Origin of the sequence: Micromonospora globbae (assembly GCF_036184225.1) — a bacterium.
Lineage (GTDB): Bacteria > Actinomycetota > Actinomycetes > Mycobacteriales > Micromonosporaceae > Micromonospora > Micromonospora globbae.
The window spans coordinates 5,230,853-5,256,316 of record NZ_CP108084.1; the positions used below are offsets into that span (position 1 = coordinate 5,230,853).

The window sequence follows — 25,464 nt, forward strand, 5'->3', positions numbered from 1 at the left end:
TCAGGTGGCGTGGACCTCGAACTCGGCGAGCTGGCCGGCGGGCCAGCCGGTGTTGCCGGTGAAGGTCAGCCGCACGAACCGCCGGTCACCGGCCGGCAGGGCGATCGTCACGCTGTTGCCGGACGCCGGATCGAACGTGTAACCGGCCGACCCCTTCAGCGTGCCGAACGACGACCCGTCCGTGGAACCGAGCACGGCCAGCGTCTGCGTACGCGTCTGCCAGGCCGCCGCGGGCGGGAGCTTCAGCACGAGCCGGGACACCGGGCGGGCGCTGCCCAGGTCGACGGTCACCGACTGGGGGAAGGCGTTGTTGGCGCTCTCCCAGTAGGTGTTCGGGTTGCCGTCGACGGTGTTCGCGGGCACGTACACGTCGGTGTGGCTGGTCGCCGAGACCGGCCGCCCGGCCGCCAGGTTTCCGCTGGGTGGCGGGGTGGTGGGCGGTGGTGTGGTGGGCGGGGTGCCGTCGCCGTACACCTCGAACTCGGCGAGCTGGCCGGCCGGCCAGCCGGTGTTGCCGGTGAAGGTCAGCCGCACGAACCGCCGGTCACCGGCCGGGAGGGCGATCGTCACACTGTTGCCGGACGCCGGATCGAACGTGTAACCGGCCGACCCCTTGAGCGTGCCGAACGACGACCCGTCTGTCGAACCGAGCACGGCCAGCGTCTGCGTACGCGCCTGCCAGGCCGACGGCGGCGGCAGCTTCAGCACCACCCGGTCGACGGCGCGCACCGCGCCCAGGTCGACGGTCAGCGACTGGGGGAAGGCGTTGTTCGCGCTCTCCCAGTAGCTGGCGGTGTTGCCGTCCACGGCGTTGGCCGCCACGTAGGTCTGCGTGGAGCTGGTGGCGGTGACGGGCCGGCCGAGGGCCAGGTTGCCGCCCGCGGGTGGCGGGTCGGTCGGCGGGGGGTCGGTCGGCGGCGGGTCGGTGGGACCGCCGCCCCACTGCGGCTCGGGCCAGGGGCCGCAGTACGGCGTGGGCGTGTACCAGCCGGAGTTGCCGGGGCCCTGGGTGATCTGGAAGCCGCTGCCCACGCAGTTGTGGATCGGGTTGGCCTGCGCGATGCCGGTGGCCCGCACGTTCGTGAACGACACCTGGCTGGGTGCCTGCACCTGGAGGGCGTACGTCCCGGCGCCGTCGATGCGGACGTTGCTGAAGCTGATCCCGCTGGTGGCGCCCTCGATCCAGTGCAGGGCCGCGTACGAGCTGTCGAGGATGTCGGTGTCGGTGACCGCGATCGTCGCGTTCTGGATCGGTTCGTTGAGCGCGGAGAACCAGATCGCGCCCACGCCGAACCGCCAGTTGTAGTCGGAGTTGCCGTTGCGGATCAGCGTGTTCCGGGCGACGGTGATCGTCCCGGAGACGGCGGTCGGGCCGTTCACCCCCGGGTAGCGGTTCGCCACGTGGATGCCGCCGCCGTTGGTGACCGAGTCGGCGGTCACGTTGTCGGTGATCCTGATGTCCCGCCCGCCGTACGTGACCAGGTGGTTGGCGAGGATCGTCACGCCGATCGTGTTGAAGGTGAACGAGTTGTTGACGTTCGGCACGTTCTGCGCCCACATGGCCAGCGCGTCGTCGCCCGTGTTGCGGACGAACGTGTTGGTCACCGTGGAGTTCGTGACTCCCCAGTGGAAGTTCACCCCGTCGGCGGTCTGGTCCAGGATCCGGCTGTTGCGGATCGTGAAGTTGTTCATCGGCCCGTCCATCCAGGCGCCGACCTTGGTGTGCTGGAGCCAGACGTTGTCGACCACCGAGTCGGACATGGCCCCGCCGATCGCGTTGACCTGGTGCTCGTCGACGCGTTCCCGGATGTCACCGATGATCGCGAAGTCGCGCAGGGTCACGTTGCGGCTCGGGCCACCGGCCTCGTGCGGGCGGATCTCGCCGCCGTAGCCGCCGCCCGGGACGTACTTGCCGTAGATGCCGGCGGCACGTTTGCGGTCGGTGGGGTGGCGACCGCCGAGCACCGAGTACCACGGCCCGGCGCCGCGCAGGGTCACCCCGTCGACCACCACGTGGTCCCAGAGGGTGAACGTGCCCCGCGGGATCCACACGGTCCGCCCCTGCGCCCTGCCGGCGTCCACCGCGGCCTGGAACTTGGCGGTCGAGTCGGTGGCGCCCGTCGGGTCGGCGCCGAAGTCGGCGACCACGTCGAGCGCGCCGGCGGGCTTCGGGATCTCCGGCCCGACCAGCTCGAAGTCGGCCAGGTCGATGGTGAAGCTGGGTGACTGGGCGGTCGAGGAGACCTGGAGGCGGATCGTCGTGCCGGCCGGGTAGGTGGTGCCGAACATGGTCCGGGTCTCGTCGTAGAAGTGGTGCGGGTTGACGTCGCCCGGGTTGTTGTTGAACGGGTAGCCGCCGTAGTACCAGCCATACCGGGACGTCACGGGAACGGACTTCACGAGGGCGCCGTTGGCGCGCAGGTCGATGCTCGCGTCCCGGCCCGTGCCGGCGGCGTTGTCCGGGATGCTGTACCGGAACGTGACCGCGTTCGCGGGTGCGGTCAGCGTGAACTCGACGTACTCGCCGACCGCGTCGAGCGTGACGGCCTCGCGGCCGGACGCCTCGGACGGCAGCGTGCCGTAGCGCCGGTCCGGGCCGATCCTCGTGCCGGTGTGCGCGGCCTCCTCGGCCTCGTGCTCGACGAACGGGACGGTGGCGCCGCGCCCCGGGATGTCGAACGGGGAGAGCCCGGCCGCCTGGGCCGGGGTGGCGGTGCCGGTCAGCGCGACGACCGTGAGCGAGGTCGCGGTGAGGGCGGCCGCCGCGAGGGCGGCCGTGCCCGTGCGGATGCGGGCTCTTCGGGGTGGGGTGTCGGTGGCGTGGTCGGGCATGAGCGAAGCTCTCCCTCTCGTCGGTGGTCCAGATCCCCCGTGCGGTGCGGTCCCCCCGAGTTGCTCTTGCGGTCCCCCCGAGTTGGTGGTGCGGCGGATACCTCCTGTCCGTCTCGGCCGGCCGGCCCGGCGGGTCGGCGCGGTGGCCCTGGGCGGCGCCGGCGGCCGGGACGGGCCGCCGGCTGGTCGGTGCGGCGTCGGCGGCCGGGACGGGCCGCCGACGCCGCGGGGTGTCAGGTCGCGGTCGTTTCGGTGGTACGCAGCCAGACGGCGGTGTCCGGCGGCAGCAGGTCGTCGTCGAGCGGCCCGCTGGCGAGCAGCCGCTCGGTGTGCGGCGGCAACGGCACCGGGGCGCCGGCGAGGTTGACCACGCAGGTGAAGCGGGGCGACCGCTGGTAGGCGAGCACGCCGTCCGGTGCGGGCAGCCAGGTCAGCTCCCCGTCGCCGAGCGCCGGCTCGGCCCGGCGGATGGCGATCGCGGCCCGGTACAGCTCGAGCATCGAGCGCTCGTCGCCGGCCTGTGCCTCGGCGGTGCGGTCCTTCCAGTCCGCCGGCTGCGGGAGCCAGGGCCGGGCGGTCGCGCCGTCCGGGCTGAAGCCGAACGGCGGCGTCTCGCCGGACCAGGGCAGCGGCACCCGACAGCCGTCCCGACCGGGGTCGACCCCGCCGGACCGGAAGTACATGGGGTCCTGGCGCAGCTCCGGCGGGATGTCCTCGACCTCCCAGAGACCCAGCTCCTCGCCCTGGTACACGTACGCGGCGCCGGGCAGCGAGAGGGACAGCAGCGCCGCGGCCCGGGCGCGGCGGGTGCCCAGCTCCAGGTCGCTCGGGATCCCCTCCCGCTTGGCCGCGAAGCTGAACGTCGTGTCCTCCCGCCCGTACCGGGTGACGTGGCGGGTCACGTCGTGGTTGGAGAGCACCCACGTCGCGGGGGCGCCGACCGGGAGGTGCGCGGCCAGCGTGGCGTCGATACAGGCGCGCAGCGCCACCGGATCCCAGGCGCAGCCGAGGAAGTCGAAGTTGAACGCCGCGTGCAGTTCGTCCGGGCGCAGGTAGTTGGCGAAGCGCTGCTGGTCGGGTAGCCACACCTCGCCGATCAGGGCGCGCCCGCCCGGGTACTCCTCGACGATGCGCCGCCAGCTCCGGTAGATCTCGTGCACCGCGTCCAGGTCGATGAAGGGGCTCGGGCCGTCCGGGGTGGCCTCGGGCAGCGCCGGGTCCTTGGCCAGCATCGCGGCCGAGTCGATCCGGATGCCGTCGATGCCCCGGTCGAGCCAGAACCGCAGGATGTCCTCGAACTCGGCGCGGACGCGGGGGTGGTCCCAGTTGAAGTCGGGCTGCTGCGGGGCGAAGAGGTGCAGGTACCAGTCGCCCGGCGTGCCGTCCGGGTTGGTCGTACGCGTCCACGTGTCGCCGCCGAACGGGGAGACCCAGTCGGTCGGCTTCTGCGAACCGTCCGGGCCCCGACCCGGGCGGAACCAGAACAGCTCCCGCTCGGGGGCGTCCGGGCTGGCGAGCGCCGCCTGGAACCACGGGTGGGCCTCCGAACAGTGGTTCGGCACCAGGTCGATGATCACCCGTAGGCCGAGCCGGTGCGCCTGGGCGATCAGCTCCTCCGCCTCGGCGAGCGTGCCGAAGACGGGGTCGATGTCGCGGTAGTCGGAGACGTCGTACCCGGCGTCGGCCATCGGTGACGGGTACCACGGGCTGAACCACACGGCGTCCACGCCGAGGCCGGCGAGGTACGCGAGGCGCTGCCGGATACCCGCGAGGTCGCCGATCCCGTCACCGTCGGCGTCGGCGAAGCTGCGCGGGTAGATCTGGTAGATCACCGCGCTGCGCCACCACCGGGGGTCGTCTGCTGTGGACACGGGCACCTGCTTTCTGCGTCGGTTCGTCGGCGGTTCGCCGGGCCTGGATGGGGGGTCGGTGGGGTGGTCGTGGACCGCCGCGGGTCATCCCTTGAGGCTGCCCGTGGTCAGGCCGGACATGATGTTCCGCTGGAAGAGCAGGAAGATGACGACGGTCGGGATCGCCGCGATGACCGACGCGGCGACGACGACGTTCATGGGTGTGCCGCCGGAGAAGGCGTAGATGCCGACGCTGACCGTCCGGGTCTCGGGCGACGGCATGACCAGCTTCGGCCACAGGAAGTCCTTCCACACCGCCGTCACCGCGAAGATCGAGACGACGCCGAGGATGGGGCGCGACATCGGCAGGATGATCGACCACAGCGTGCGCAGCGGTGTCGCCCCGTCCACGACGGCGGCCGCCATGAGGTCCTCCGGGATCGAGTCGAAGAACCGCTTCAGCAGGAAGATGTTGAACGCGTTCGCGACGAGGGGCAGCCAGATGGCGAACGGCGAGTCGAGCAGGTTGAGGTGCAGGATCGGCAGGTTGATGACGGTGACGTACTGCGGGACGATGAGGACCATCGCGGGGATCATCAGCGTGGCCAGCATCAGACCGAGGATCGCGTTGCCGAACACCGGCCGCAGCTTCGACAGCGAGTACGCCGCCGCCGTGTCGAGGACGAGCTGGAAGAACAACGCGCCGGCCGCGTAGTAGAAGGTGTTGAAGAGCAGCTTGGCCAGGTCGAGGTTGTTCCACGCGTCGACGTAGTTCTGCGGCTGGGGATCCCGCGGGAACAGCGACGGCGGGGTCTGGGCGATCTCCTGGCCGGACTTGAGCGCGCCGGTGACCATCCAGTAGAGCGGCCCGAGGAACACGAGCGTGAACACCACGACGACGACGGTGAGCAGCGTCCAGTAGACGACCTTGCCGCGTCCCCGCCGGAGTTGGGCGTGGGAGATGAGGGTCCGGGTCCCGGAGTCGTGTGCCATTGCTCGCCCGTCCTAGTCCTGTTTCGAGGTCAGCCGCGCGTAGACGGCGGAGAACCCGGCGAGCACCACGAGCATGATCACGCCGAGCGCCGCCGCGCCGTTGAGGTCGTTCTGGAAGAACCCGTGCTGGTAGATGAGGTACGCCACCGAGGTGGCGGAGTCCTCGGCGCCCGCGCCGTTCGCGAGGATCAGGGGTTCGATGAACAGCTGCATCGTGGCGACGATCTGGAGCATCGCCAGGAGCAGGAGGATCAGCCGGGTCTGCGGGATCGTCACGTTGACGATCCGCCGCCAGATCCCGGCGCCGTCCAGCTCGGCCGCCTCGTACAGCTCGCCGGGGATGTTCTGCAACGCCGCCAGGTAGATGAGCACCGCGCTGCCCATGTTCATCCAGGTGGACGCGAGCACCATGGCGGGCATCGTCATCCCGGGCGACTGCATCCACTCCGACGTCGGCAGGTGCAGCGCCGCGAGGACCGCGTTGAACAGGCCCGCCTCGCTCGGGTCGTACGCGTAGTACTTGAAGAGGAACAGCGCCGAGGCCGGCGGCAGCATCACCGGCAGGTAGACCAGGATCCGCAGGTAGCCCTTGGCCTGCCGGAACTCGTTGAGCAGGATCGCCACGAAGAACGGCACCGCGTAGCCGAGGACGAGCGCCAGCGCCGTGAAGTAGAGCGTGTTCTTCCAGGCGGTCCAGAAGCTGGGGTCGTCGAGGATGCGGGCGTAGTTGTCCCAGCCCACCCAGGTGGTCTCGCCCCGGCGGGTGCGCTGGAAGCTCATGACGACGCCGCGGATCATCGGGTACCAGGAGAAGACCGCGAAGCAGAGCACCGCGCCGATCAGGAACGCGTGCCCCGTGAGGTTGTCCCGTACCTTGCGGCCGAGGCTCGTACGCCGTGGCCCTGCCGCGTACGGCGTGGCGGAGCGACCCGGTCTGGTGGTTCCCGGGACGGTGGTGATCGCCAAGGCAACTCCTGCGGAAGTCGGTGACCGGACGGGTGCGGGGGACGCCGTGGGGGCCGGGGCGCCGGCCCCCACGGCACCGGGTCAGCCCTCGGCGGCGAGGAGCTGGTTGACCTTGCCTTCGGCGGTCTTGAGGAGTTCGTCGATGTTGGCGTTCGGGTTGGTGAGCACGCCGGACATCGCCGCGTCCAGCACCGCGTAGATGGCCTGCGCGTTGCGCGGCTCACCCTTGATCGGCACGGGCGTCGCCTCGAAGGCGGTGAAGTTCTCCACCGGCAGGTTGGCGTTCGCCTTGCGGAGCTCCACCTCCTGCTTCTGCGCGTCGCTGCCCACGGAGAACAGCGTCGGCTGCGGGAGACCGACCGGCTGGTTCTGCGGCTTGGCCCGGACGTAGTCGAACTGGCCCTTGCCGGGCGTCAACTTCTCGTACGCCAGCCACTTCAGACCGGCCTCGACCTGCTCCTTGGACAGGCCCTTCTTGAAGAAGTAGCCCTCGCCACCGCCGAGGGTTCCCTTCGCCGGGCCGTCCTGGCCGGGCATCGGGGCCATCGCCCAGTCCTGGTACTTGCCCTGGAACTGCGTGACGATCGCGGTCGTGGCGTCGGGCGCGCCGATGAACATGCCCACCTTGCCGGCGGCCGCGTTGGTCAGCAGGTCGGCCCACTGCAGCAGTTGGCGGCTGCCCATGCTGTTGTCGCCGTACCGCATGTCCTTGAGGTTCTGGAGGACCTGCCGGCCCATCGCGTTGTTGAAGTCGGCCTTCTTGCCGTCCTCGGTCAGCACCTGGCCGCCCTGGGAGTAGAGCAGCGCCGTGAAGTGCCACCCGCCGGTGTTGCCGGCGCTGTACTCGGCGTACCCCGCGATGCCGTTGCCGAGGGCCGAGATCTTCTTGGCGGCCTCCCGGACCTCCGGCCACGTCTTGGGCGGGTTGTTCGGGTCGAGCCCGGCCTGCTGGAACAGGGTCTTGTTGTAGAGCAGGCCCATCGAGTAGTTCTTCGTCGGGACGGCGTAGAGCTTGCCGTCCTCGGTGAAGACCTCCTTGAGCGCCGGGTCGACGCTGTCCCAGGTCGGGATCGTCTCCTTGTTGGCGAACTCGGTGATGTCCATCGCCTGACCGGAGTCGAGCACCTGCTGGAGATCGGTCATGTACCCGTAGAAGAGGTCGGTCACCGTGCCGCCGGCGAGCCGGGCCGTGAAGTCCGGCGGGTTGTTGCACTGCTCGCCGACGCTGACGCTCTTGACGACGATGTTCGGGTTCTGTCGCTGGAACTCGGCGACGTCGTCGTTCCAGTTCTGCAACAGGTCTTTCTGGGAGCCGACCGGCTGGCAGTCGACGGTGATGGTGACCTTGCCACCTGCGTCGCTCGTCGCGTCATCGCTCTTGGTGGAGCAGGCCGTGAGGCTGAGCCCCAGGCCGGCCACGAGCGCCAACGCCGCAGTCTTCCGGTACTGCGGTACGGACATCTGTCCATCCCTTCGGGAACGGGTGTCTCCATGACCTCGCTGGACCTGCGGTGGACGTCACCGCAGCTGCTGATCTGTATCCGTCATGCGACCTGACCCTCCGTGGCGACACGGCGGCCAGTTGTGAGTGGAGTCACTGTAACGACGTGGACATGTTCCGGCAAGATGTCGATCCTGTTTTGAAAGGACACGACTGGATCACGAGAGATCCCGACTGTCGCTGGCCGCAGTGGTCGATCCGGGAGTTCTGTCCCGCTTGGGGGCACGACGAGAAAGGCCGCCGACCGCGGGCAGCGGTCGACGGCCGAAGGGAGCGATCAGTCGGTGGGGACGGCGGTGCGCCGGGCCGGCGTCAGCGGCCGGGGGCGGGTGCGGTGGAGCCGCGCACCACCAGCTCGGGCTCGAACAGCAACTCGTCGTGCAGCACGCCGGCACCCTCGATCTGGGTCACCAGCAGGTCGACGGCGGCCTGGCCCATCGTCTCGATCGGCTGCCGCACCGTCGTCAACGGCGGGTCGGTGCAGGTCATGAACGCCGAGTCGTCGTAGCCCACGACCGACACGTCACCGGGCACCGAGCGGCCGAGCCGGCGCACCGCGCGGATCGCGCCCAGCGCGAGCACGTCGCTGGCACAGATCACCCCGGTGACGCCGCGGTCCACGAGCTTCGTGGCCGCCACCCGGGCGCCCTCCATCGAGAAGCTGGACCGCTCGACCCACTCGCTCGGGTCGGCCCACCCGGCGATCCGGGCCACCGCAGCGAGCTTGCGTCGTGACGGCACGTGCCCCTCGGGCCCGAGCACCATGCCGATCCGCTCGTGCCCGAGCGACCGCAGGTGCCCGTACGCCTGCTCGACGGCCACCGCGTCGTCCGTGGAGACCCGGGGAAAGCCCAGCTCGTCCACGCCCGCGTTCACGAGCACCACCGGCAGCCCCCGCTCGGTCAGCCGCCGGTAGTGGTCGTGCGGCGCGTCGGCCAGCGCGTACGACCCACCCGCGAAGATCACCCCGGACACCTGGTGGTCGAGCAGCATCTCGACGTAGTCCGCCTCGGAGACGCCACCGATGGTGCGCGCGCACAGGGCCGGGGTGAACCCGCGCTGCGCCAGCGATCCGGTGACCACCTCGGCGAGCGCCGGGAAGATCGGGTTCTGCAGTTCCGGGAGGACGAGGCCCACCAGCCGGGCCCGCTCACCCCGCAGCTTCGTCGGCCGCTCATAGCCGAGCACGTCGAGCGCGGTGAGCACCGCCGCACGGGTCGATTCGGAGACGCCACCGCGACCGTTGAGCACCCGGCTCACGGTGGCCTCGCTGACGCCCGCCTTCCGGGCCACCTCGGTCAACCGCTTCGTCACGGCCGCAATCCTATGTCACAGCGCTGCAAGAACCGAACAGCCGCATGCCCTCGCTCGTCAGATCCCGGCAGTCAGTGCAGGTTTCCGAGCGCCGCCTCGATCGCCCGGTGGAAGGTCGGGTACGCGTAGATCATGTGCCGGAGCTGGCTGACCGGCACCGCCCCGTGCACGGCCACCACCAGCCCGGACAGGACCTCCCCGCCCGCCGGCCCGACCGAGGTCGCCCCGATCAGCACGCCCTGGTCGGCGTCCGCCACCACCTTGATGAAACCCTCGTCGCCCACCCGGTGGATCCAGCCCCGGGTCGAGTCGGCGAGCTTGCTGAAGCCCACCTGGACGTTGATCCCCCGGGCGCGCGCCTGCTCCTCGGTCAGACCCACGGCGCCCACCTCGGGGTCGGTGAAGGTCACCCGCGGCAGGGCCCGGTAGTCGGCACGCGGCACCGTGCCCGCCGACCCGCTCGACCCGCTGGCGCTGAGCGCGCTCGCCGCACCCATCGCGCCGCCGACCACGCTCGCCGTGCCGCTCGGGTCCGCTCCCGCCCGGGCGTGCCGGGCCCGGTCCAGCAGGTCGGCGATGACGATCGCCGCCTGGTACATGGCGACGTGGGTGAACGCGCCCTCGCCGGTCACGTCACCGACCGCCCAGAGCCCGTCGGTGACCTGCATGCGGTCGTCGACCGGCAGATACCGCTGGCTCGCGTCCACCCCGACGGTGTCCAGCCCCAGCTCGTCCAGGTGCGCGCGGCGGCCGGTGACCACCAGCAGCCGCTCCCCGGTGAACTCCACCCCGCCGGCGCCGCGCAGGGTGAACCGCTCGCCGTCGTGGTCGACCCGCTCCGCGCGTACGCCGGTGTGGATCTCCACGCCGTCCGCGCGCAGCGCGGCGGCGGCCACCTCGGACGCCTCGGGCTCCTCCACGGCGAGCACCCGGTCCATCGCCTCGACGACGGTGACCCGGACGCCGAACCGGGCGAAGACCTGGGACAACTCCAGGCCGATCGCGCCGCCGCCGAGCACGAGCAGCGACTCCGGCAGTTCCTCGACCTCGATCGCCTCGCGGTTCGTCCAGTACGGCGTGCCGGCCAGACCGTCGATCGGCGGCACCGCTGGACGCGTACCGGTGCCCAGGACTACGCCGTACCGGGCCTGGAAGAACTGGTCACCGACGCGGACCCGACCGGGCCCCTCCAGCCGGCCGCTGCCCCGGACGAACCGGCCGCCCCGGCCCGTGAACCGTTCGACGGCCACCCGGTCGTTCCAGGTGTCGGTCGCCTCCTCGCGGATCCGCTTCGCCACGGGTGCCCAGTCCGGCCGCACCTGCGCGGTGCCCGCCAGCCCGTCGACCCGGCGCGCCTCGGCGAGCGCGTTCGCCGCCCGGATCATCATCTTGCTCGGGATGCAGCCCCAGTACGGGCACTCGCCGCCCACCAGGTTCCGCTCGATGCCGACGACGCTCAGGCCGGCCTCGGCGAGCCGCCCGGCCACCTCCTCGCCCCCGACGCCCAGCCCGACAACGACCACGTCCACCTGCTCCGGCTCAGCCACCCGCACAGCATCCCCCAGATCCCAACCCCCCACCACCACCCCCCACCCCCACCCGCGCCCCCGCCCGTGGCCCCGGTGATCATGGAGTTGTCGCCGTCCGGCACGGCGTGTCGCGGCGACAACTCCATGATCGACGCGCCTGGACCCGAGGGCGGGCGCGGGGGCGGGCACGGGGCCTACCGTGGCGGGGTGCATCACGCTCGGTTCGCCGCTGTCCGCGATCGCTTCCACGACCTGCTCGCCGAGGGACGGGAGACCGGTGCCGGGCTCGCCATCTGGTACGACGGCGAGCCCGTGGTCGACATCGTCGGCGGCGAGCGGACCCCGGGACACCCGTGGCGGGCCGACACCCTCGTGAACGTCTACTCGGTCGGCAAGCCGCTGGCCGCGCTCTGCCTGCTGCTGCTCGTCGACCGCGGTCGGCTGGGCCTGGACGACCCGGTCGCCGCGCACTGGCCCGGCTTCCGCGCCCCGGCCACCGTCCGGCAGGTGCTCGACCACACCGCCGGCCTGCCCGCCTTCCCGGTGCCCAGGCCGGCTGCCGCCGTCGGGGACTGGGACCTGCTCTGCGGAGACCTGGCCGGCGCCGAGCCCGAGTGGGAGCCGGGCACCGTCGCCGGCGAGCACGCCTGGACGTACGGGCACCTGGTGGGTGAGCTGGTCCGGCGCGTCGACGGCCGCCCGGTGGGCCGCTTCCTGGCCGAGGAGATCGCCGGACCCTGGGGGCTGGACCTGGGCTTCGGCCTGGGTGAGGCGGACCAGCGCCGGTGCGCCGACCTGACGTACGGCGACCCGGGCTGGCCGACCCGGACGGCGGGTGAGCCGGGTTCCCTGCGCCACCGGGCGGTTACCAACCCCGCGGGCGGCCTGGACCTGGCCGTGCTCAACAGCCCGCTCTGGCGCGGCGCCGAGGTGCCCGCGGTCAACCTGCACGCCACCGCGACCGGGTTGGCACGCCTCTACGCCGGCCTGCTCGCCGGCGGCACCCTGGACGGCGTCCGCCTGTTCAGCCCCGACCTGGTCGCCGAGGCCACCCGGGTCCAGTACGACGGCGACGACCTGCTGCTCGGGCGGCGTACCCGGTGGACGCTGGGCATGCAGTGGGAGGACGACGGCAGCTGGGGCATGGGCGGCCTCGGGGGCAGCTGCGCCTGGGCCGACCCGGTCCGGGGCTACGCCTTCGCGTACGTGACGGCCCGGCTCGCCGACTTCGACCGGGTCGAGACGCTGGGGGACGCCCTGCACGACTGCCTCTGACCAGCAGCGCGGGACGCACCGGCACGGCGGGGCACACCGGGTGGCGGCTCAGGACGCCGCCGTCCTCGGCAGCGTCGGTTCGGCCGGCACGGCGCGGGGCAGCGGCGGCCCGGGCACCACGACGGGCGTGCCGGTCGGCGTGAGCAGCGCACGGGCGGCCACCGCGAGCCGGCGCCGCCGTGGCACCACGGCCCGGCGCGCGAAGACGTCGTAGTCCTGGGCGGCCACCTCGTCGAGGATGCCGCCGTAGAGGGCGTACGCCGTGCGCATGCAGGCCTGCGAGGCCGGCGCGAGCAGGGTGATCCCCGGCGCCGCCGCCGCGTAGTGCGCCTGCGCGCGCCGCACCTCGTACGCGATCAACGCCCGGATCGCCGGGGTGGCGCGGCCACGGCGGGACGCCTCGGCAAGGTCGTCCCTGCTCACTCCGAACCGGTCCAGGTCCTCGTCGGGGAGGTAGGTCCGGCCGCGGGCCAGGTCCTCGCCCACGTCGCGGATGAAGTTGGTGAGCTGGAAGGCGAAGCCGAGCTGCCGGGCGGGTTCCCGGGCCGCGGCCGGGTCGCTGCTCTCCAGGACGGGCAGCATCATCGTGCCGATGGCCGCCGCCGAACCCTCCATGTAGTCGAGCAGGTGCGCGTAGCTGGGGTACGAGGTGACGCTCAGGTCCATCGCCATGCTCTTGAGGAACGAGGCGAAGTCGTCCCGGTCCAGGTCGAAGACGGCGATGGTGTGCAGGACGGCGGGGAGCAGCGGGTCGTCGACCGGCTCGCCGTGCAGGCCGGCGAGGAACCGGCCCGCCCAGTCGTCGAGCCGGGCGGCACGCTCCGCCGGCGGCAGGGCGTCGGTGCGGTCGACGATCTCGTCCGCGTAGCGCGTGAAGCCGTAGAGGGCGTGCACGTGTCGCCGTTTCCACGCGGGGAGCAGCCGGGTGGCGAGATAGTAGGTGCGGCCGTGCCGTCTGTGCAGCTCACGACACCGGTCATAGGCAGCGGCCAACTCCGCTTCCACCCGACCCTCCTCATCGACGCATCAATCGACGCAACTCGTCACTCTAGGGTACGCTCGGCCGGACGGCCACAGATGCGGACGCGGCCGACGTTCACCCCGGCCGGGGGATCGTCCCGCCCGCTCGCGTCGCTTTCGCCCGGTCGGTCACCGCCGACCGGGATCGACAGGCATGATGGGCGCTCGCGCGAGGAGGTGGTGGCGTGCGGACGGTGGACGGACGAACGGACCGTGTGGTGGTCGTCGGCGCCGGCCTGGGCGGCCTGGCCTGCGCGCTGCACCTCGCCGGGCGCGGTCGGCAGGTGACCGTGCTCGAACGCGAGCCGGTGCCGGGTGGCCGGGCGGGTCGGCTCGGCGTGGACGGCTACGAGTTCGACACCGGGCCGACGGTGCTCACCATGCCGGAACTGATCGCCGAGGCGCTCGGCGCGGTCGGTGAGGAACTGGGCGACTGGCTCGACCTGACACCGCTCGACCCGGCCTACCGGGCGTACTACCCGGACGGCTCGACCCTCGACGTCATCACCGACACCGCCCGGATGGCCGCCGAGATCTCCCGGGTCTGCGGGCCGCGGGAGGCGGACGGCTACCTGCGCTTCGTCGACTACGCCCGGCGGCTGTGGCAGCTCGAACGGGCCGACTTCATCGAGCGCAACCTGGACACGCCGGTCGACCTGCTCACCGGCAACCTGCTGCGGCTGCTGGCCGGCGGGGCCTTCCGCCGGCTGCACACCAAGATCGCGCAGTTCTTCCGCGATCCGCGCACCCAGCGGATCTTCTCGTTCCAGGCCATGTACGCCGGGCTCGCCCCGCACGACGCGCTGGCCATCTACGCCGTCATCGCGTACCTCGACGCGGTGGCCGGGGTCTGGTTCCCCCGCGGCGGCGTCCACTCGGTGGCCCGGGCCATGGCCGGCGCCGCGGAGAAGCACGGGGTGCAGATCCGGTACGGCACCACGGTGACCCGGGTGCTGACGGCGAACGGCCGGGCCACCGGGGTGCTCACCGCCGACGGCGAGGTCGTGCCGGCCGACGTGGTGGTGCTCAACCCCGACCTGCCGGTCGCCTACCGCGACCTGCTGCCCGCCGCGCCCCGCCGGCGGCTCACCCACTCACCGTCCTGCGTGGTCCTGCACGTCGGGTCGACCCAGGGCTACTCGCGGATCGCCCACCACAACATCCACTTCGGTCGGTCCTGGCGGGGCACGTTCGACGAGGTCATCCGCCGGGGCGAGCTGATGTCCGACCCATCGCTGCTGGTCACCAACCCGAGCCGCACCGACCCGTCGGTGGCGCCACCGGGCCGGCACACCTACTACGTGCTCGCCCCGACGCCCAACCTCGACCGGGCGCCGCTCGACTGGCGGGGCGGCCTCGCCGACCGCTACGCCGACCGGCTCGTCGCCACGCTGGAGGACCGCGGCTACGTCGGCTTCGGCGCGGGCGTGGAGGTGCTGCGGACGGTGACGCCGGCCGACTGGGCGGCCCAGGGCATGGCGGCGGGCACGCCGTTCGCGGCCGCGCACAGCTTCCTCCAGACCGGGCCGTTCCGGCCGACCAACCTGCACCGGGCGCTCTCCAACGTGGTCTTCGTCGGCTCGGGCACCCAGCCCGGCGTGGGCGTGCCGATGGTGCTGATCTCCGGCAAGCTCGCCGCCGGCCGCGTCACAGGAGATGACCGATGAGCGACAGCAGTGGAGGATCGGCATGAGTGACCGTGAGGGGCATCTCGTCGAGCTCGTCGACGAGGCCGGGCAGGCCCACGGTGAGACGACGGTGGCGGCCGCCCACCGGCCACCGGGCCAGTTGCACCGGGCGTTCTCCGTCATGCTGGTGGCGCCGGACGGCCAGGTGCTGCTCCAGCGCCGGGCCGCCGTGAAGACCCGCTTCCCGCTGCGCTGGGCCAACTCGTGCTGCGGTCACCCCCTGCCCGGCGAGTCGCTGGCCGAGGCCGCGAACCGCCGGTTGCGGGAGGAGCTGGGTGCGGGCCCGGTCGAGCTGACCGAGATGGGCATCCACCTCTACTACGCCGAGGACCCGACCACCGGCCGGGTCGAGTTCGAGTACGACCACGTCCTGCGGGGTGACTTCCTCCCCGGCGCGCCGCTGCGGCCCGATCCAGCCGAGGTGGCCGAGCTGCGCTGGGTGGAGCCGACGGCGCTCGAGGCCGACCTGGACGCCGACCCGCGGGCGTACGCACCGTGGCTCCGTGGGGTGGTGGGCCGCCTGCTGCGTCCCGGCGGCCCGGACGCCCGGCCCGCCGCCGTCACCGTTCCCCCGGCCACCCCGCCCGCCGGCGGCGTGGGCGCCGTGGCCGGCACGCCGGCCGACCCTGGGCCGGCCGGCCCCGACGTCGCCGCGGTCCCGTCGGGCGCGCCCGCCGACGAGGCGCCGGAGCGGTCGGGTGGTCGATGAGGCGCTGAGCGCGGGCGCGGTCGCCCGTCGGCTCGGGGTCGCCGTGACCACGCTGCGCACCTGGCACCAGCGTTACGGCCTCGGGCCCAGCCGCCACGAGCCGGGCCAGCACCGCCGCTACACGGCGGACGACCTGGCCCGCCTGGAGATCATGCGGAGGCTCACCGCCGAGGGGGTCAGCCCCGCCGAGGCGGCGCGGTGGGCCCGCCAGGCGCCCGCAGGCGTACGCGTCGAGGACCTGCCCCGGTCGCGTCCGCGCGGGGTCCGGGACGGCGGCGGGCCGACCATCCCCGTCGGCCGGGCCGGGCCCGCCGCACGGGGCCTCGCCCGCGCCGCCATGCGCCTGGACTCGACGGCGATCGGCGAGACGATCGCGCGTTCCCTCGCCGACGAGGGCGTGGTGGCCACCTGGGACCGGCTGATCCGGCCGGTGCTGGCCGGCGTCGGCGAGCGGCACGCCGCCACGTACGCGCTCATCGAGGTGGAGCACCTGCTGTCCCGTTGCGTCTCCGAGGCGTTCGCCGCGCTGAGCCGGGCGACCAGGCCGGCCGGGCCGCCGCGGATCCTCCTCTCCTGTGCCGACGAGGAGCAGCACACGCTGCCGCTCGAGGCGCTCGCCGCCGCCCTCGCCGAGGCCGGCGTGGGCCACCGCATGCTCGGGGCCCGCGTCCCCAGTCCGGCGCTGCTGCGGGCGGTCGACCGGACCGGGCCCGCCGCCGTGGTCCTCTGGTCGCACACCCCGGCGACCGCCGACCCCACGCAACTGGAGGCGCTGGTCGCCGCGCGTCGGCGGCCCCTGCTGGTGCTGGCCGCAGGCCCCGGCTGGCCCGTCGCGGCGCTCCCCTCCGGGGTCGTACGCCCCACCCACCTCGCCGAGGCGCTCGCGCTGGTCGTGGCCGCTCGGGACTCGCTGGAGCAGCCGCCCTCGGCCTGACCCGGGGGGTGTCACCGGGCGAGGGCGTCCACTAGCGTCGGGTGTTCCGCGAACCCCGATCCCCTCCGGGAGCGAACACATGAGAGCCCGTGCCGTGCTCGCGTGCGTCCTGGGCCTGGTGCTGGTCCTCGCCGGTTGCGCGAACGAGGGTGGAACCCCGGCCGCCGACGGCCCCACGCCGACCGCCTCGACCGCCTCGACCGCTCCGGCCCCGAGCCCGACACCCACAGCCGCCCCGAAGCCGACCCGTACGGCCACCAAGCCGCCTCTCCGCCCCCTGCCGACCACCCTCCCGGCGGGGCTGCGCCGTGGCACCGGCGTACGCCCGGTGGCGCTGACCTTCGACGACGGGCCGAGCCCGGCGTGGACGCCGAAGATCCTGGACCGGCTACGCGCCGCCAAGGTGACGGCCACGTTCTGCCTCGTCGGCCGGGAGGTCCGGCGCCACCCCGAGCTGGTCCGCCGGATCGTCCGCGAGGGGCACCAGCTCTGCAACCACAGCTGGCGGCACGACGTGGACCTCGGCCGGCGGCCGGTCGCCGAGATCCGGGCCGACCTGGAGCGCACGAACGAGGCCATCCGGGCGGCCGTCCCGAAGGCCCGGATCACCTACTACCGGCAGCCCGGCGGACGGTGGACGCCCGAGGTGGTGGCGGTGGCCAAGCAGCTCGGCATGCGCTCCCTGCACTGGAGCGTCGATCCGCAGGACTGGAGCAGGCCGCCGGCGGCGACGATCACCAAGCGGGTCCTGAGCGCCGTCCGCCCCGGCGCCATCGTGCTGCTGCACGACGGGGGCGGAAACCGGGCCGCCACGTTCGCCGCCTGCCCCGGGGTGATCGCCGAGCTGAAACGGCGCTTCGGCGTCACCCGGCTCCGCTAGGCCCTCCTGAGCTGCGGTTTTGCGCGCCGCCACGGATGAGGCCATACCGGTTTGGTCGACCGCCGGGGCATCACGTATGCTTTCCAAGCCTCCGGCGGGGCCGGATGGGAGCAAGTCCGCTTGACGTTGCCGATGTGCAATGATGGCGGGGCCGCCCTCATCGTCTAGCGGCCCAGGACGCCGCCCTTTCAAGGCGGTAGCACGGGTTCGAATCCCGTTGGGGGCACGACCGGCGCAAGCCGGAGCAACAGAGCTAGGTCCTGTGGAGCAGTCGGAGTGCTCGCCGCCCTGTCAAGGCGGAGGTCGCGGGTTCAAGTCCCGTCAGGACCGCAGCGCTGACGCCGCGCTCATCATGCGCGGCGTTCTGCGTATCGGACCGGATGCCCTCCGGGCGGATCACTCGCCCTCCGGGTAGCATGGTCCGAGCGACCCGGCCAGGTAGCTCAGTTGGTACGAGCGTCCGACTGAAAATCGGAAGGTCGGCGGTTCGACCCCGCCCCTGGCCACAAAGCCTTTCGCCGGGCTTACAAGATCCCCACCAGCGGAGACGCCGGTGGGGATCTTGCTTTTGCCGTCTCGGCCGCAGTCGCACCAGACCCGCTCGGCGGCCGTGGCGATCGGCAGCGTGACGGTCAGCAGCAGGTGGTGGCGGTTCCCGCGGTCGCCGGCTGCTGCCCGGACGGTTCGCCGCAGCGGCACTCGCCCCCGGTCGCCTTGACGAGGGTGTCGGCGTCCGCCTTGACGGTGTAGACCTCCCAGGGCTCGTCGCCGGGGCCGCGTACCCAGACCTTGTCCTGGAGGGCGTAGCAGCACTCGGTGTCGTTCTCCGCCAGGGTGATCAAGCCCTCGTCGGCGAGCCGCTTCGCGGCGGCGTCGACGTCGTCGGTGCTGAACACCTCGACCCCGAGGTGGTCCATGACGGTGGGCTGGCCGGCCTCGCCCTCGATGAGCACGAGCTTCAGGGGTGGGTTCGGCACGGCGAAGTTGGCGTAGCCGGGGCGGCGCTTGGCCGGCTCGACGCCGAACAGCGTCGAGTAGAAGGCGACCGAGCCTTCGAGGTCGGACACGCGCAGGGCGAGCTGCACACGGGACATGGGGACCTCCTGGTGGTGGACGTCAGCGGACGAGGACCGCGGCGGCCAGCACGCGACCTCGCCCGCTGTCTAGACGGATTTCGAAGCAAGCCCCACTGTTGCACCCTGTTTTGACGCCTGTCAAGCTAGACGCATGTCGAAGCAGTCTCTGCCGGTCGTGGATCTCCAAGCGGTCGCGTGCTGTGCCCCGCTGGCGGTCCGCCCGATGGACGCCGAGCAGGCGGCGGCGGTCGCGCCGATGTTCAAGGCCCTCGGCGACCCGGTCCGGCTGCGGTTGATGTCGATGATCGCCTCGGTGCCGGAGATGTGCGTGTGCGACCTCACGCCGGCGTTTGACCTGTCCGGGCCGACCATCTCCCACCACCTCAAGGTGCTGCGCGAGGCCGGTCTGGTCGACTCCGAACGGCGGGGCACGTGGGTCTGGTACCGGGTCCGGCCCGAGGCGTTCCACCAGCTCGGGGCGCTGCTCGACCTGCCCGCACCCGAGGGCGCGTGAGCCTCACCCGGCGCGCCGCTACTCCCTCAGGTAGCCGGTGGCGGGGTCGATCTCGGCGAGGAAGCCGCGGATGGCGTCCTCCATCTCCCGCCGGCTCATGGGCACGGCGGGTCCGCCGAGCGTGAAACCGTAGTCGTGTGGCCCGGTGAGCCAGTCGAAGTCGTACGTGCCGGGCTGGTCGGCGCGCTGGCCCACGCGGAAGGTGTGCCCGTCGACGGTCAGCAGGACTGGTTCGTCCCGGACCGTCCGCGGGTGCTCGGGCGCGAGGCCGGGCTCCGGCTCGCTCCACTCGCTCCACATGCCCGCCCCCTCCGGACGCCACCTCCGGGCCGGTGCCCAGGCTACGGCGGCGCGCGCCCCGCCGGCGCCGATCACGAGCACCGCCGCCAGCCCGTACCCGCCAGGGGACCCTGACGAAAGTGGGTACGGTCGGCCGCCCTTCGGGCAGGGCGCCGCCCCCGCCCCGATCCCTACCGTCGGTTCCCCACCTACGGAAGGGAAGCACATTGACCGCACACCACGACACGAGGCGCAGGGGCAGGTGGGCTCTCGCCGTACCCCTGGCGCTGCTGGCGACGCTGCTGGCCGGCGGCACCGCGGCGGCCGGGACTCCGGCGGCACCGGCGACCCCGGTCCTGCGCCTGCCGACCCCGACCGGTCAGTACGCGGTCGGCACCACCTGGCTGCACCTCACCGACCCGGCACGGCCCGACCCGTGGCGGCCCGAGTCGCGCCGGGAGCTGATGGTCTCCCTCTGGTACCCGTCGGTGGGCGCAGCCGGCGCACCGGCGCCCTACACCGCGGCGGCCGTCTCCGCGCGGATCGTCGCCGCCGAGGGCCTGCCCCTGCCTCCGGACGTGCTGACGACCGTACGCACGAACGCCCGCCGCGACGCGCCGGTCCGGCCGGCCGCCCGGGGCTGGCCGCTGGTGGTGCTCTCCCCCGGGTTCAGCCTGAGCCGGGAGTCGTTGACCGGGCTCGCCGAGGAACTCGCCAGCCGGGGGTACGTGGTGGCCGGCCTCGACCATCCGTACGAGGCGTGGGGTGTGGAGTTCCCGGACGGCCGGGTCGCCGACTGCCTCGCCTGCGAACGGGAGTGGCCGGACGTGGCCGCGCGGCTGGTCGAGGGACGCGCCGCCGACGTGTCGTTCGTGCTCGACCGGCTGACCGGGCCCCGTCCCGCGTGGCGCGGCGCCCGGTTCGTCGACGCGAGCCGGATCGGCATGGTGGGGCATTCGATCGGCGGCGCCAGCGCCGCCCAGGCGCTCCGCACCGACCGGCGGCTCGACGCCGGCGCCGACCTGGATGGCACCCTCTTCGTTCCCGTCCCGGCCGGTGCGGTGCGGAAGCCGTTCCTGCTGGTCGGTTCCGACCGGCCGGCGGACGCGAGCTGGCAACGCGACTGGCCCGGCCTCGCCGGCTGGAAGCGCTGGCTCACGGTCAGCGGAAGCGGGCACATGTCGTTCACCGACCGGCCGGTCCTCGGTGCCCAGCTCGGCATGGACCCCGGTGCCATTCCGGCGGAGCGGCAACTGCTGATCACCCGCGAGTACGTCGTGGCGTTCCTCGACGCGCACCTGCGCGACCGGGCCCGGCCCCTGCTCGACGGGCCGTCCCCGGCCTACCCCGAGGTTCGGTTCACCGAACCGTCCTGACCCACGCGGCCTCGCTGGGGTTCGGCGTCCGCGCCCGACCTCGGTGAGGCCGCGCGGTGCGACGTCGCTCCCGGCCCATCCCCGCCCACCCGGCGCCGCACCCCGGCGACCACCCCGCCGGCGAAGCCCGCTGGGGTACGGCATCGAGCCGCGTCGCCCCCGCCCACGGTGCGGTCGGCCGTGCGGGTACCGCCGGGTGCGGGCAGACTCAGCGCTTGTCCTGCTGCCCCTGTTGGGCCATGCCGGCCCGGATGGCGTCCCACACGCTCCGGCCGGCCTGCCGGAGCGCTTCCCCGGCCTGCCCGGCGAGGTCGGCCGCGCCCGGCACCGGCCGGCCCGCACCCCGCTGCTCGCCGCCGCCCGGCTGCCCGGTCCCACCGGGCCGGGCCGGCTGGCCCGGCTGCTGGCCCTGCTGCCCACCCTGACGCTGCTCGGTCCGACCCCGCTGCTCGGCCTGGCCCTGCTGCCCACCCTGGCCCGGCTGCCCACCCTGGCCCCGCTGCCCGGCCTGACCCGGCTGCGCGCCCTGGCCCCGCTGCTGCTCGGCCTGAGCCTGCGGCCCGCCCTGGCCCTGCTGCCGCGCCGGCTGCTCGCCCCTGCCCGGCGGCGCCTCGCCCTTGGCGACCGGGCCCTCCCCGGTCCACTCCGCGCGTGCGCTGATCGAGCCGATCTCCCGCCCGAGCCGGTCCACCATGCTGCCGAGGCGCTCGCTGCTGCCGCTCACCTGCTGGGCCGCCCGGCCGGCGTCCTGGATCGCGCCCTGCGCCGAACTGGCCAGGGACTCGATCATCTGCGGGTTCCGGTCGAGGGTGGTGAGCGCGCGGTCGAGGATCTCGACCAGCCGCTCCAGCCGTACCTTGAGGAGGACCTCGGCCTTCACGTCGTCGATGTCCAGCTCGACCGCGTCGAGGCGTACGCGGACGCCGGCGTCCAGCTGGAGCAGGTTCGCCAGCCGTGCCCGCAGGGAGAGGTCGGCGTCCAACCCGTCCACGGCCAGCCGGAGTTCACCGACCCGCAGGTCCGGCACGTCGAGCAGCACGTCCGGCTCCCCCGGGCGGCCCCGCTCCTCCTCGGCCGGCCACCGGCCCTCGCGTACGTGCCGCTCCTGGCCGCCGTGTGCGGCCGCGCCCTCCGCTCCCTGGGCCTGCCCCTGGCCCCGGTCACCCGGCCCCTGGCTCGCCTGCCCGCGCCCGCCCGACTCGCTCCCGCTGCCCATCCGCCCCGCTCCCGGCTCGGCGGGCCCGGCGCGCACCGGGCCCCGACCGGCCGCGCATACCCACTTCGTGGCACCCCATCCCTGGCCGGAACGCGGCCGATACGACCCGCCGCCCCCGGTTCGACCGGGAGCGCACCGACCCGCCGACGATCTCTGTCCGGAACCGGGCAGGTACGCTCCGCTGCATAGCGGAGCATCAGCCGGTATGGTCCGGGCCTATGGGACAGGACATGGTGGATCGGGCCGACATCCGGCAGGACGTGGACCAGTTCTCCCTGCGGTGCAGCTTCCTCGTCTCCGCGCCGGCCGAGCGCGCCTTCGCCACCTTCACGGGGGCGCTGACCGACTGGTGGGTCACCGAGTACACCTGGTCCGGGCCGGAGACGCTGGCCGAACTGGGCATGGAGCCCCGGGCGGGCGGCATGCTCTACGAGATCGGCCCCTACGGCTTCCGCGCCGACTGGGGCCGGGTGCTGACCTGGGATCCACCCCGTCGGCTGGTCTTCACGTGGCAGATCGGGCCGGACCGCGTTCCGGTGCCGGATCCGGCCCGCGCGAGCGAGGTGGAGGTGGTCTTCCTCGCCGAGGCGCCCGAGCAGACCCGCGTGGAGCTGGAGCACCGCCACTTCGACCGGCACGGTGAATCGGCCGAGGGCTACCGGCAGGCGCTCACGGCCGGGTGGCACGAGCTGCTCTCCCGTTACGTCGCGACGGTGGACGGGCACCTGCCGCCCCTGAGCTGACCCGCTGGGCCGACCTGGGCCCGAGGCTGCGCCGACCGGTCAGCGGCCGAGGACCCGGCCGGCGCGCGGACCCGTGCCCATCGAGGGGCCGCCGAGGTCGGCCCGCCGCCCGGCGTCGGCGCCCGAGGCGAAGCCGCTGCCGGCGAGGCGCCGTGGCGGCGCGGTCCGCAGGCGCGGGTACACCTCGGCGAGCCGTCGCTGCACCCGGTCGGAGCGGTCGGCCAGGACGAGGGCCACTCCCGGCGTACCCGGGTCGGTCGCGGCCGCCGTCTCGGCGGCGCGCAGCCGGGCGCCGATCGACTGGGCGAATCCGGCCAGCCAGGAACGCCGGAACGCGGCGGGCTGTTCGCCCGCGGGGACGGGCGTGCCGGCCAGCCCGTGCGCCGCCTGGACGAGGAGCGAGGTGAAGAGCAGGTCGACCCGTTCCAGGTCGCTCGCGAAGCCGAACAGGTGCATGGCGAAACCGCTGCCGTGCCGGCGGCGTACGCACCGGCAGCGCAGCGGATCCGCGACGGCGGCGAGCAGGCCGGCCTTGTCCCTGGCGTACGGGGCGATCACCTCGACCACCCGGTCGCCGACCGGGTCGGTGGCCGGGTCGCGGGACGCGAGCAGCGCGCGGTCCACACCGTAGCGGGCGATCAGCTCGGTCGCCTTGGCGGTGAACGCCGCCGCCTCCGCGGGCGTGCAGGCCGGGTCCTCGGCCTGGGCCAGCAGCTTGCGGACCTTGCTGAGCATGGCCTCCGACATGTCCCCAGAGCTATCACACGACGGGGACGGGCGGCTCGACGCCGGCGTCAGCGGGTGCGGCTGCGCAGCGTCGCGACCGTCGATCCCGCGAGGGTGAGCAGGCAGTCCGGGAGCAGGCCGTCGGCGACCGCCGCGCCGAAGAGGGCCTGCCCGGTGTCGACGTCGCGGTTGGCGTACGCGCTGACGAACCGCGCCACCCATCGCGTGTCGTAGCCGGCCTCGTCGATGCCGGGGAAGTCCAGGGCGCACGACCCGGGTGGGCCGGGGTCACCGACCATGGCGGCGGCGAGGCACCAGGCCACCCCGTACGCGCCCGCGAGGCCGGAGCGGTCGACGACGTCGTCGAACGTGCCCACCACGGCGTCGCCGTCCCCGTCCAGCGCCGAGCGGAGCACGGCGGTCGCATCGTCGAGCGTCTGCTGTGGCAGGTCCGTCACGCACCGCACAGTAGGTGGCCCGGTCAAGACACCGAGTCACGTCCATGGATGGCTACGGTGCGTGACGAACGCGGGCGACCTGCGGAGTGAGCAGCATCCACGGTCCCGCGCCGCGAACCGGCACGCTAATGTGCGCAGCGGACCTTCGCCGATGGAAGGACGACCATGCTCGTATCGCGCGGCTCGCGGGCGGCCACACTGGTTGCCTGCGCCACGTTCCTGCTCGCCACCAGCGCCTGCGGGACTGACAAGCCCGAGGAGGCGACGACCCAACAGGCGCGTCTCTACGGGACCGACGGCAACATGCTCAACTCCTTCCCGGCGGAGTTGAAGGATCGCGCCGACCTCGTCGACGGCATGAAGGGCACGACCCCCCTCACGCCCCTGCCCGAGGACTTCAAGAGCCGGCTACGGTCCGTCGATCCAGAGTTGAGCGACTTCCTCTACTCGGCGGAGACGTACGACGCGATCATGATCAGCGCGCTGGCGGCGCAGCTGGCGGGCAGCACGCAGCCCGAGGCCATCGCCCAGCAGATCGTGGGCGTCACCAACGGCGGTCAGCGCTGCGAGGACGCGGCCACCTGCCTGAGCCTCGCGCGGAGCGGGCAGGACATCGAGTACCGCAGCGTCTCGCTGACCCGCGCCGGCTTCACCGACGCCGGCGAGCCGTCCACGGCGAGCTACGCCACCCTGCACTTCGACGGCCAGCAGCTCAACGACGCCAAGACCGAGTTCGTCGGTGCCGGTGACGAGTCGGCCGCGAGCACCAAGACCCCGCCGAAGCCGCGCAAGCAGCGTGAGGGTGCCCGGACCGGCGCCCCGCTGGTCATCGGTGGCCTGCTGCCCAAGACCGGCGAGCTGGCCCTCGCGTACCCGCCGATGGCCGCCGCCGCCCAGCTGGCCATCAAGGAGATCAACGCCGCCGGGGGCGTGCTCGGCGAGGATGTGACCTGGATCGACGGCGACGACGGCACGAGCCCCGCGGTGGCGAAGGCGACCGTGGCGCGGCACGTGGAGGCCGGCGTCGACGTGATCATCGGTGCCGGCGGCTCGGGCATCAGCCTGGCGGTGCTGCCGGACGTGGTGAAGGCCGGCAAGATCCTCTTCTCGCCGTCCAACACCGACGACGGCCTCACGAAGGCCGACGACAAGGGCCTCTACTTCCGCACGGCCCCGCCGGACAGCCTCCAGGGCCGCGCCCTGGCCGACGTGATCCTCCGGGACGGCTCGCAGCGGATCGCGATCGTCGCCCGCAAGGACTCCTACGGCGAGGGCCTCCAGGCCGTCGTGAGGGCGGAGCTGGAGAAGGCCGGCATCACGACCGACCGGATCAAGCTGCTGACCTACAACCCGCCGGAGGGCGAGTCGGCCCCGCCGGTCGACTTCGCCACCGGCGCCAAGGAGGTCAAGGACTTCGGCGCGGACGCCGTGCTGGTGATCGGCTTCGCCGAGTCGGCCCAGGTGATCCGGGCGCTGGCGGACGCCGGCGTGCAGATCCGGCACTGACCGCCCGCCACCAGCGACGAAACGGCCGCACCGATCGGTGCGGCCGTTTCCGTGTGCCGGCGGGCTGCCCAGGGACGCG

At 73.1% G+C, this 25,464-nt stretch carries 21 protein-coding genes, 3 tRNA genes and 1 pseudogene; 12 read left to right on the forward strand and 13 right to left on the reverse strand.

Features of this window, described 5'->3' with window-relative positions; translation table 11 throughout:
- The 7 genes from OG994_RS23625 to OG994_RS23655 all read right to left on the reverse strand — a co-directional run bounded on the left by OG994_RS23625 (position 1) and on the right by OG994_RS23655 (position 11,003).
- Positions 1 to 2,832 (reverse strand): discoidin domain-containing protein, encoded by a 2,832-nt coding sequence (locus OG994_RS23625; RefSeq protein ID WP_328851017.1) that lies wholly within the window; start codon positions 2,830 to 2,832, stop codon positions 1 to 3.
- A gap of 233 nt (positions 2,833 to 3,065) precedes the next feature.
- Positions 3,066 to 4,703, reverse strand: coding sequence for a glycoside hydrolase family 13 protein (locus OG994_RS23630; RefSeq protein ID WP_328851018.1), 1,638 nt, complete (start codon positions 4,701 to 4,703; stop codon positions 3,066 to 3,068).
- A gap of 84 nt (positions 4,704 to 4,787) precedes the next feature.
- Positions 4,788 to 5,675, reverse strand: a complete 888-nt coding sequence (locus tag OG994_RS23635; RefSeq protein WP_328851019.1) for a carbohydrate ABC transporter permease — start codon at positions 5,673 to 5,675, stop codon at positions 4,788 to 4,790.
- Between the two features lie 12 nt (positions 5,676 to 5,687).
- Positions 5,688 to 6,641, reverse strand: a complete 954-nt coding sequence (locus tag OG994_RS23640; RefSeq protein WP_328851020.1) for a carbohydrate ABC transporter permease — start codon at positions 6,639 to 6,641, stop codon at positions 5,688 to 5,690.
- Positions 6,642 to 6,722: 81 nt separating this feature from the next.
- Positions 6,723 to 8,102 carry an ABC transporter substrate-binding protein gene (locus OG994_RS23645; protein WP_120328133.1) on the reverse strand — a complete coding sequence of 460 codons (1,380 nt, stop codon included), beginning with the start codon at positions 8,100 to 8,102 and terminating at the stop codon, positions 6,723 to 6,725.
- 352 nt (positions 8,103 to 8,454) lie between these two features.
- Positions 8,455 to 9,456: a LacI family DNA-binding transcriptional regulator gene (locus tag OG994_RS23650; protein WP_120328134.1), complete on the reverse strand. Its 1,002-nt coding sequence runs from the start codon at positions 9,454 to 9,456 to the stop codon at positions 8,455 to 8,457.
- A 71-nt stretch (positions 9,457 to 9,527) separates the two neighbouring features.
- Positions 9,528 to 11,003 (reverse strand): dihydrolipoyl dehydrogenase family protein, encoded by a 1,476-nt coding sequence (locus OG994_RS23655; protein ID WP_328851021.1) that lies wholly within the window; start codon positions 11,001 to 11,003, stop codon positions 9,528 to 9,530.
- Between the two features lie 189 nt (positions 11,004 to 11,192).
- On the opposite strand from OG994_RS23655, the gene OG994_RS23660 reads away from it, so the two are divergent.
- Positions 11,193 to 12,260, forward strand: a complete 1,068-nt coding sequence (locus OG994_RS23660) for a serine hydrolase domain-containing protein (protein WP_328851022.1) — start codon at positions 11,193 to 11,195, stop codon at positions 12,258 to 12,260.
- A 48-nt stretch (positions 12,261 to 12,308) separates the two neighbouring features.
- Here the strand turns inward: OG994_RS23660 and OG994_RS23665 are convergent, their stop codons facing one another.
- Positions 12,309 to 13,265 carry a phytoene/squalene synthase family protein gene (locus tag OG994_RS23665; RefSeq protein WP_328851023.1) on the reverse strand — a complete coding sequence of 319 codons (957 nt, stop codon included), beginning with the start codon at positions 13,263 to 13,265 and terminating at the stop codon, positions 12,309 to 12,311.
- A 200-nt stretch (positions 13,266 to 13,465) separates the two neighbouring features.
- On the opposite strand from OG994_RS23665, the gene crtI reads away from it, so the two are divergent.
- The 7 genes and pseudogenes from crtI (at position 13,466) to OG994_RS23700 (ending at position 17,997) form a co-directional block, all read left to right on the forward strand.
- Positions 13,466 to 14,947, forward strand: a complete 1,482-nt coding sequence (gene crtI / locus OG994_RS23670; RefSeq protein ID WP_120328136.1) for a phytoene desaturase family protein — start codon at positions 13,466 to 13,468, stop codon at positions 14,945 to 14,947.
- A 22-nt stretch (positions 14,948 to 14,969) separates the two neighbouring features.
- Positions 14,970 to 15,539: pseudogene (idi, locus tag OG994_RS23675) on the forward strand (isopentenyl-diphosphate Delta-isomerase); the annotation flags it as partial.
- Positions 15,540 to 15,666: 127 nt separating this feature from the next.
- Complete coding sequence (locus tag OG994_RS23680; protein WP_328851024.1) at positions 15,667 to 16,611, forward strand: MerR family transcriptional regulator; 945 nt, start codon at positions 15,667 to 15,669, stop codon at positions 16,609 to 16,611.
- 79 nt (positions 16,612 to 16,690) lie between these two features.
- Positions 16,691 to 17,491 (forward strand): polysaccharide deacetylase family protein, encoded by an 801-nt coding sequence (locus OG994_RS23685; RefSeq protein ID WP_328851025.1) that lies wholly within the window; start codon positions 16,691 to 16,693, stop codon positions 17,489 to 17,491.
- A gap of 153 nt (positions 17,492 to 17,644) precedes the next feature.
- A tRNA-Glu gene (locus OG994_RS23690) sits at positions 17,645 to 17,717 on the forward strand.
- Positions 17,718 to 17,747: 30 nt separating this feature from the next.
- A tRNA-Asp gene (locus OG994_RS23695) sits at positions 17,748 to 17,821 on the forward strand.
- A 102-nt stretch (positions 17,822 to 17,923) separates the two neighbouring features.
- Positions 17,924 to 17,997, forward strand: a tRNA-Phe gene (locus OG994_RS23700).
- Positions 17,998 to 18,123: 126 nt separating this feature from the next.
- On the opposite strand, the gene OG994_RS23705 is transcribed toward OG994_RS23700, so the two are convergent.
- A complete protein-coding gene (locus OG994_RS23705; protein ID WP_328851026.1) occupies positions 18,124 to 18,585 on the reverse strand; it encodes an ArsI/CadI family heavy metal resistance metalloenzyme in 462 nt (153 codons plus the stop codon).
- 133 nt (positions 18,586 to 18,718) lie between these two features.
- On the opposite strand from OG994_RS23705, the gene OG994_RS23710 reads away from it, so the two are divergent.
- On the forward strand, positions 18,719 to 19,081 hold the full coding sequence (locus OG994_RS23710) for an ArsR/SmtB family transcription factor (RefSeq protein WP_328851027.1): 363 nt from the start codon (positions 18,719 to 18,721) through the stop codon (positions 19,079 to 19,081).
- 18 nt (positions 19,082 to 19,099) lie between these two features.
- On the opposite strand, the gene OG994_RS23715 is transcribed toward OG994_RS23710, so the two are convergent.
- Entirely contained in the window at positions 19,100 to 19,381 is a 282-nt protein-coding gene (locus OG994_RS23715) for a hypothetical protein (RefSeq protein ID WP_204985180.1), read from the reverse strand.
- Positions 19,382 to 19,587: 206 nt separating this feature from the next.
- On the opposite strand from OG994_RS23715, the gene OG994_RS23720 reads away from it, so the two are divergent.
- Complete coding sequence (locus tag OG994_RS23720) at positions 19,588 to 20,736, forward strand: alpha/beta hydrolase family protein (RefSeq protein ID WP_328851028.1); 1,149 nt, start codon at positions 19,588 to 19,590, stop codon at positions 20,734 to 20,736.
- A gap of 208 nt (positions 20,737 to 20,944) precedes the next feature.
- Here the strand turns inward: OG994_RS23720 and OG994_RS23725 are convergent, their stop codons facing one another.
- Entirely contained in the window at positions 20,945 to 21,952 is a 1,008-nt protein-coding gene (locus tag OG994_RS23725) for a hypothetical protein (protein WP_328851029.1), read from the reverse strand.
- Positions 21,953 to 22,170: 218 nt separating this feature from the next.
- Here OG994_RS23725 and OG994_RS23730 point away from each other — a divergent pair, with 218 nt between their 5' ends.
- Positions 22,171 to 22,695, forward strand: coding sequence for an SRPBCC family protein (locus OG994_RS23730; RefSeq protein WP_120328144.1), 525 nt, complete (start codon positions 22,171 to 22,173; stop codon positions 22,693 to 22,695).
- Between the two features lie 39 nt (positions 22,696 to 22,734).
- Here the strand turns inward: OG994_RS23730 and OG994_RS23735 are convergent, their stop codons facing one another.
- Positions 22,735 to 23,442 carry a DUF2786 domain-containing protein gene (locus OG994_RS23735; RefSeq protein WP_120328145.1) on the reverse strand — a complete coding sequence of 236 codons (708 nt, stop codon included), beginning with the start codon at positions 23,440 to 23,442 and terminating at the stop codon, positions 22,735 to 22,737.
- Positions 23,443 to 23,489: 47 nt separating this feature from the next.
- Complete coding sequence (locus tag OG994_RS23740) at positions 23,490 to 23,879, reverse strand: hypothetical protein (RefSeq protein ID WP_328851030.1); 390 nt, start codon at positions 23,877 to 23,879, stop codon at positions 23,490 to 23,492.
- A 165-nt stretch (positions 23,880 to 24,044) separates the two neighbouring features.
- On the opposite strand from OG994_RS23740, the gene OG994_RS23745 reads away from it, so the two are divergent.
- Positions 24,045 to 25,385, forward strand: a complete 1,341-nt coding sequence (locus tag OG994_RS23745) for an ABC transporter substrate-binding protein (protein ID WP_120328146.1) — start codon at positions 24,045 to 24,047, stop codon at positions 25,383 to 25,385.
- Positions 25,386 to 25,464: the final 79 nt, after the last annotated feature.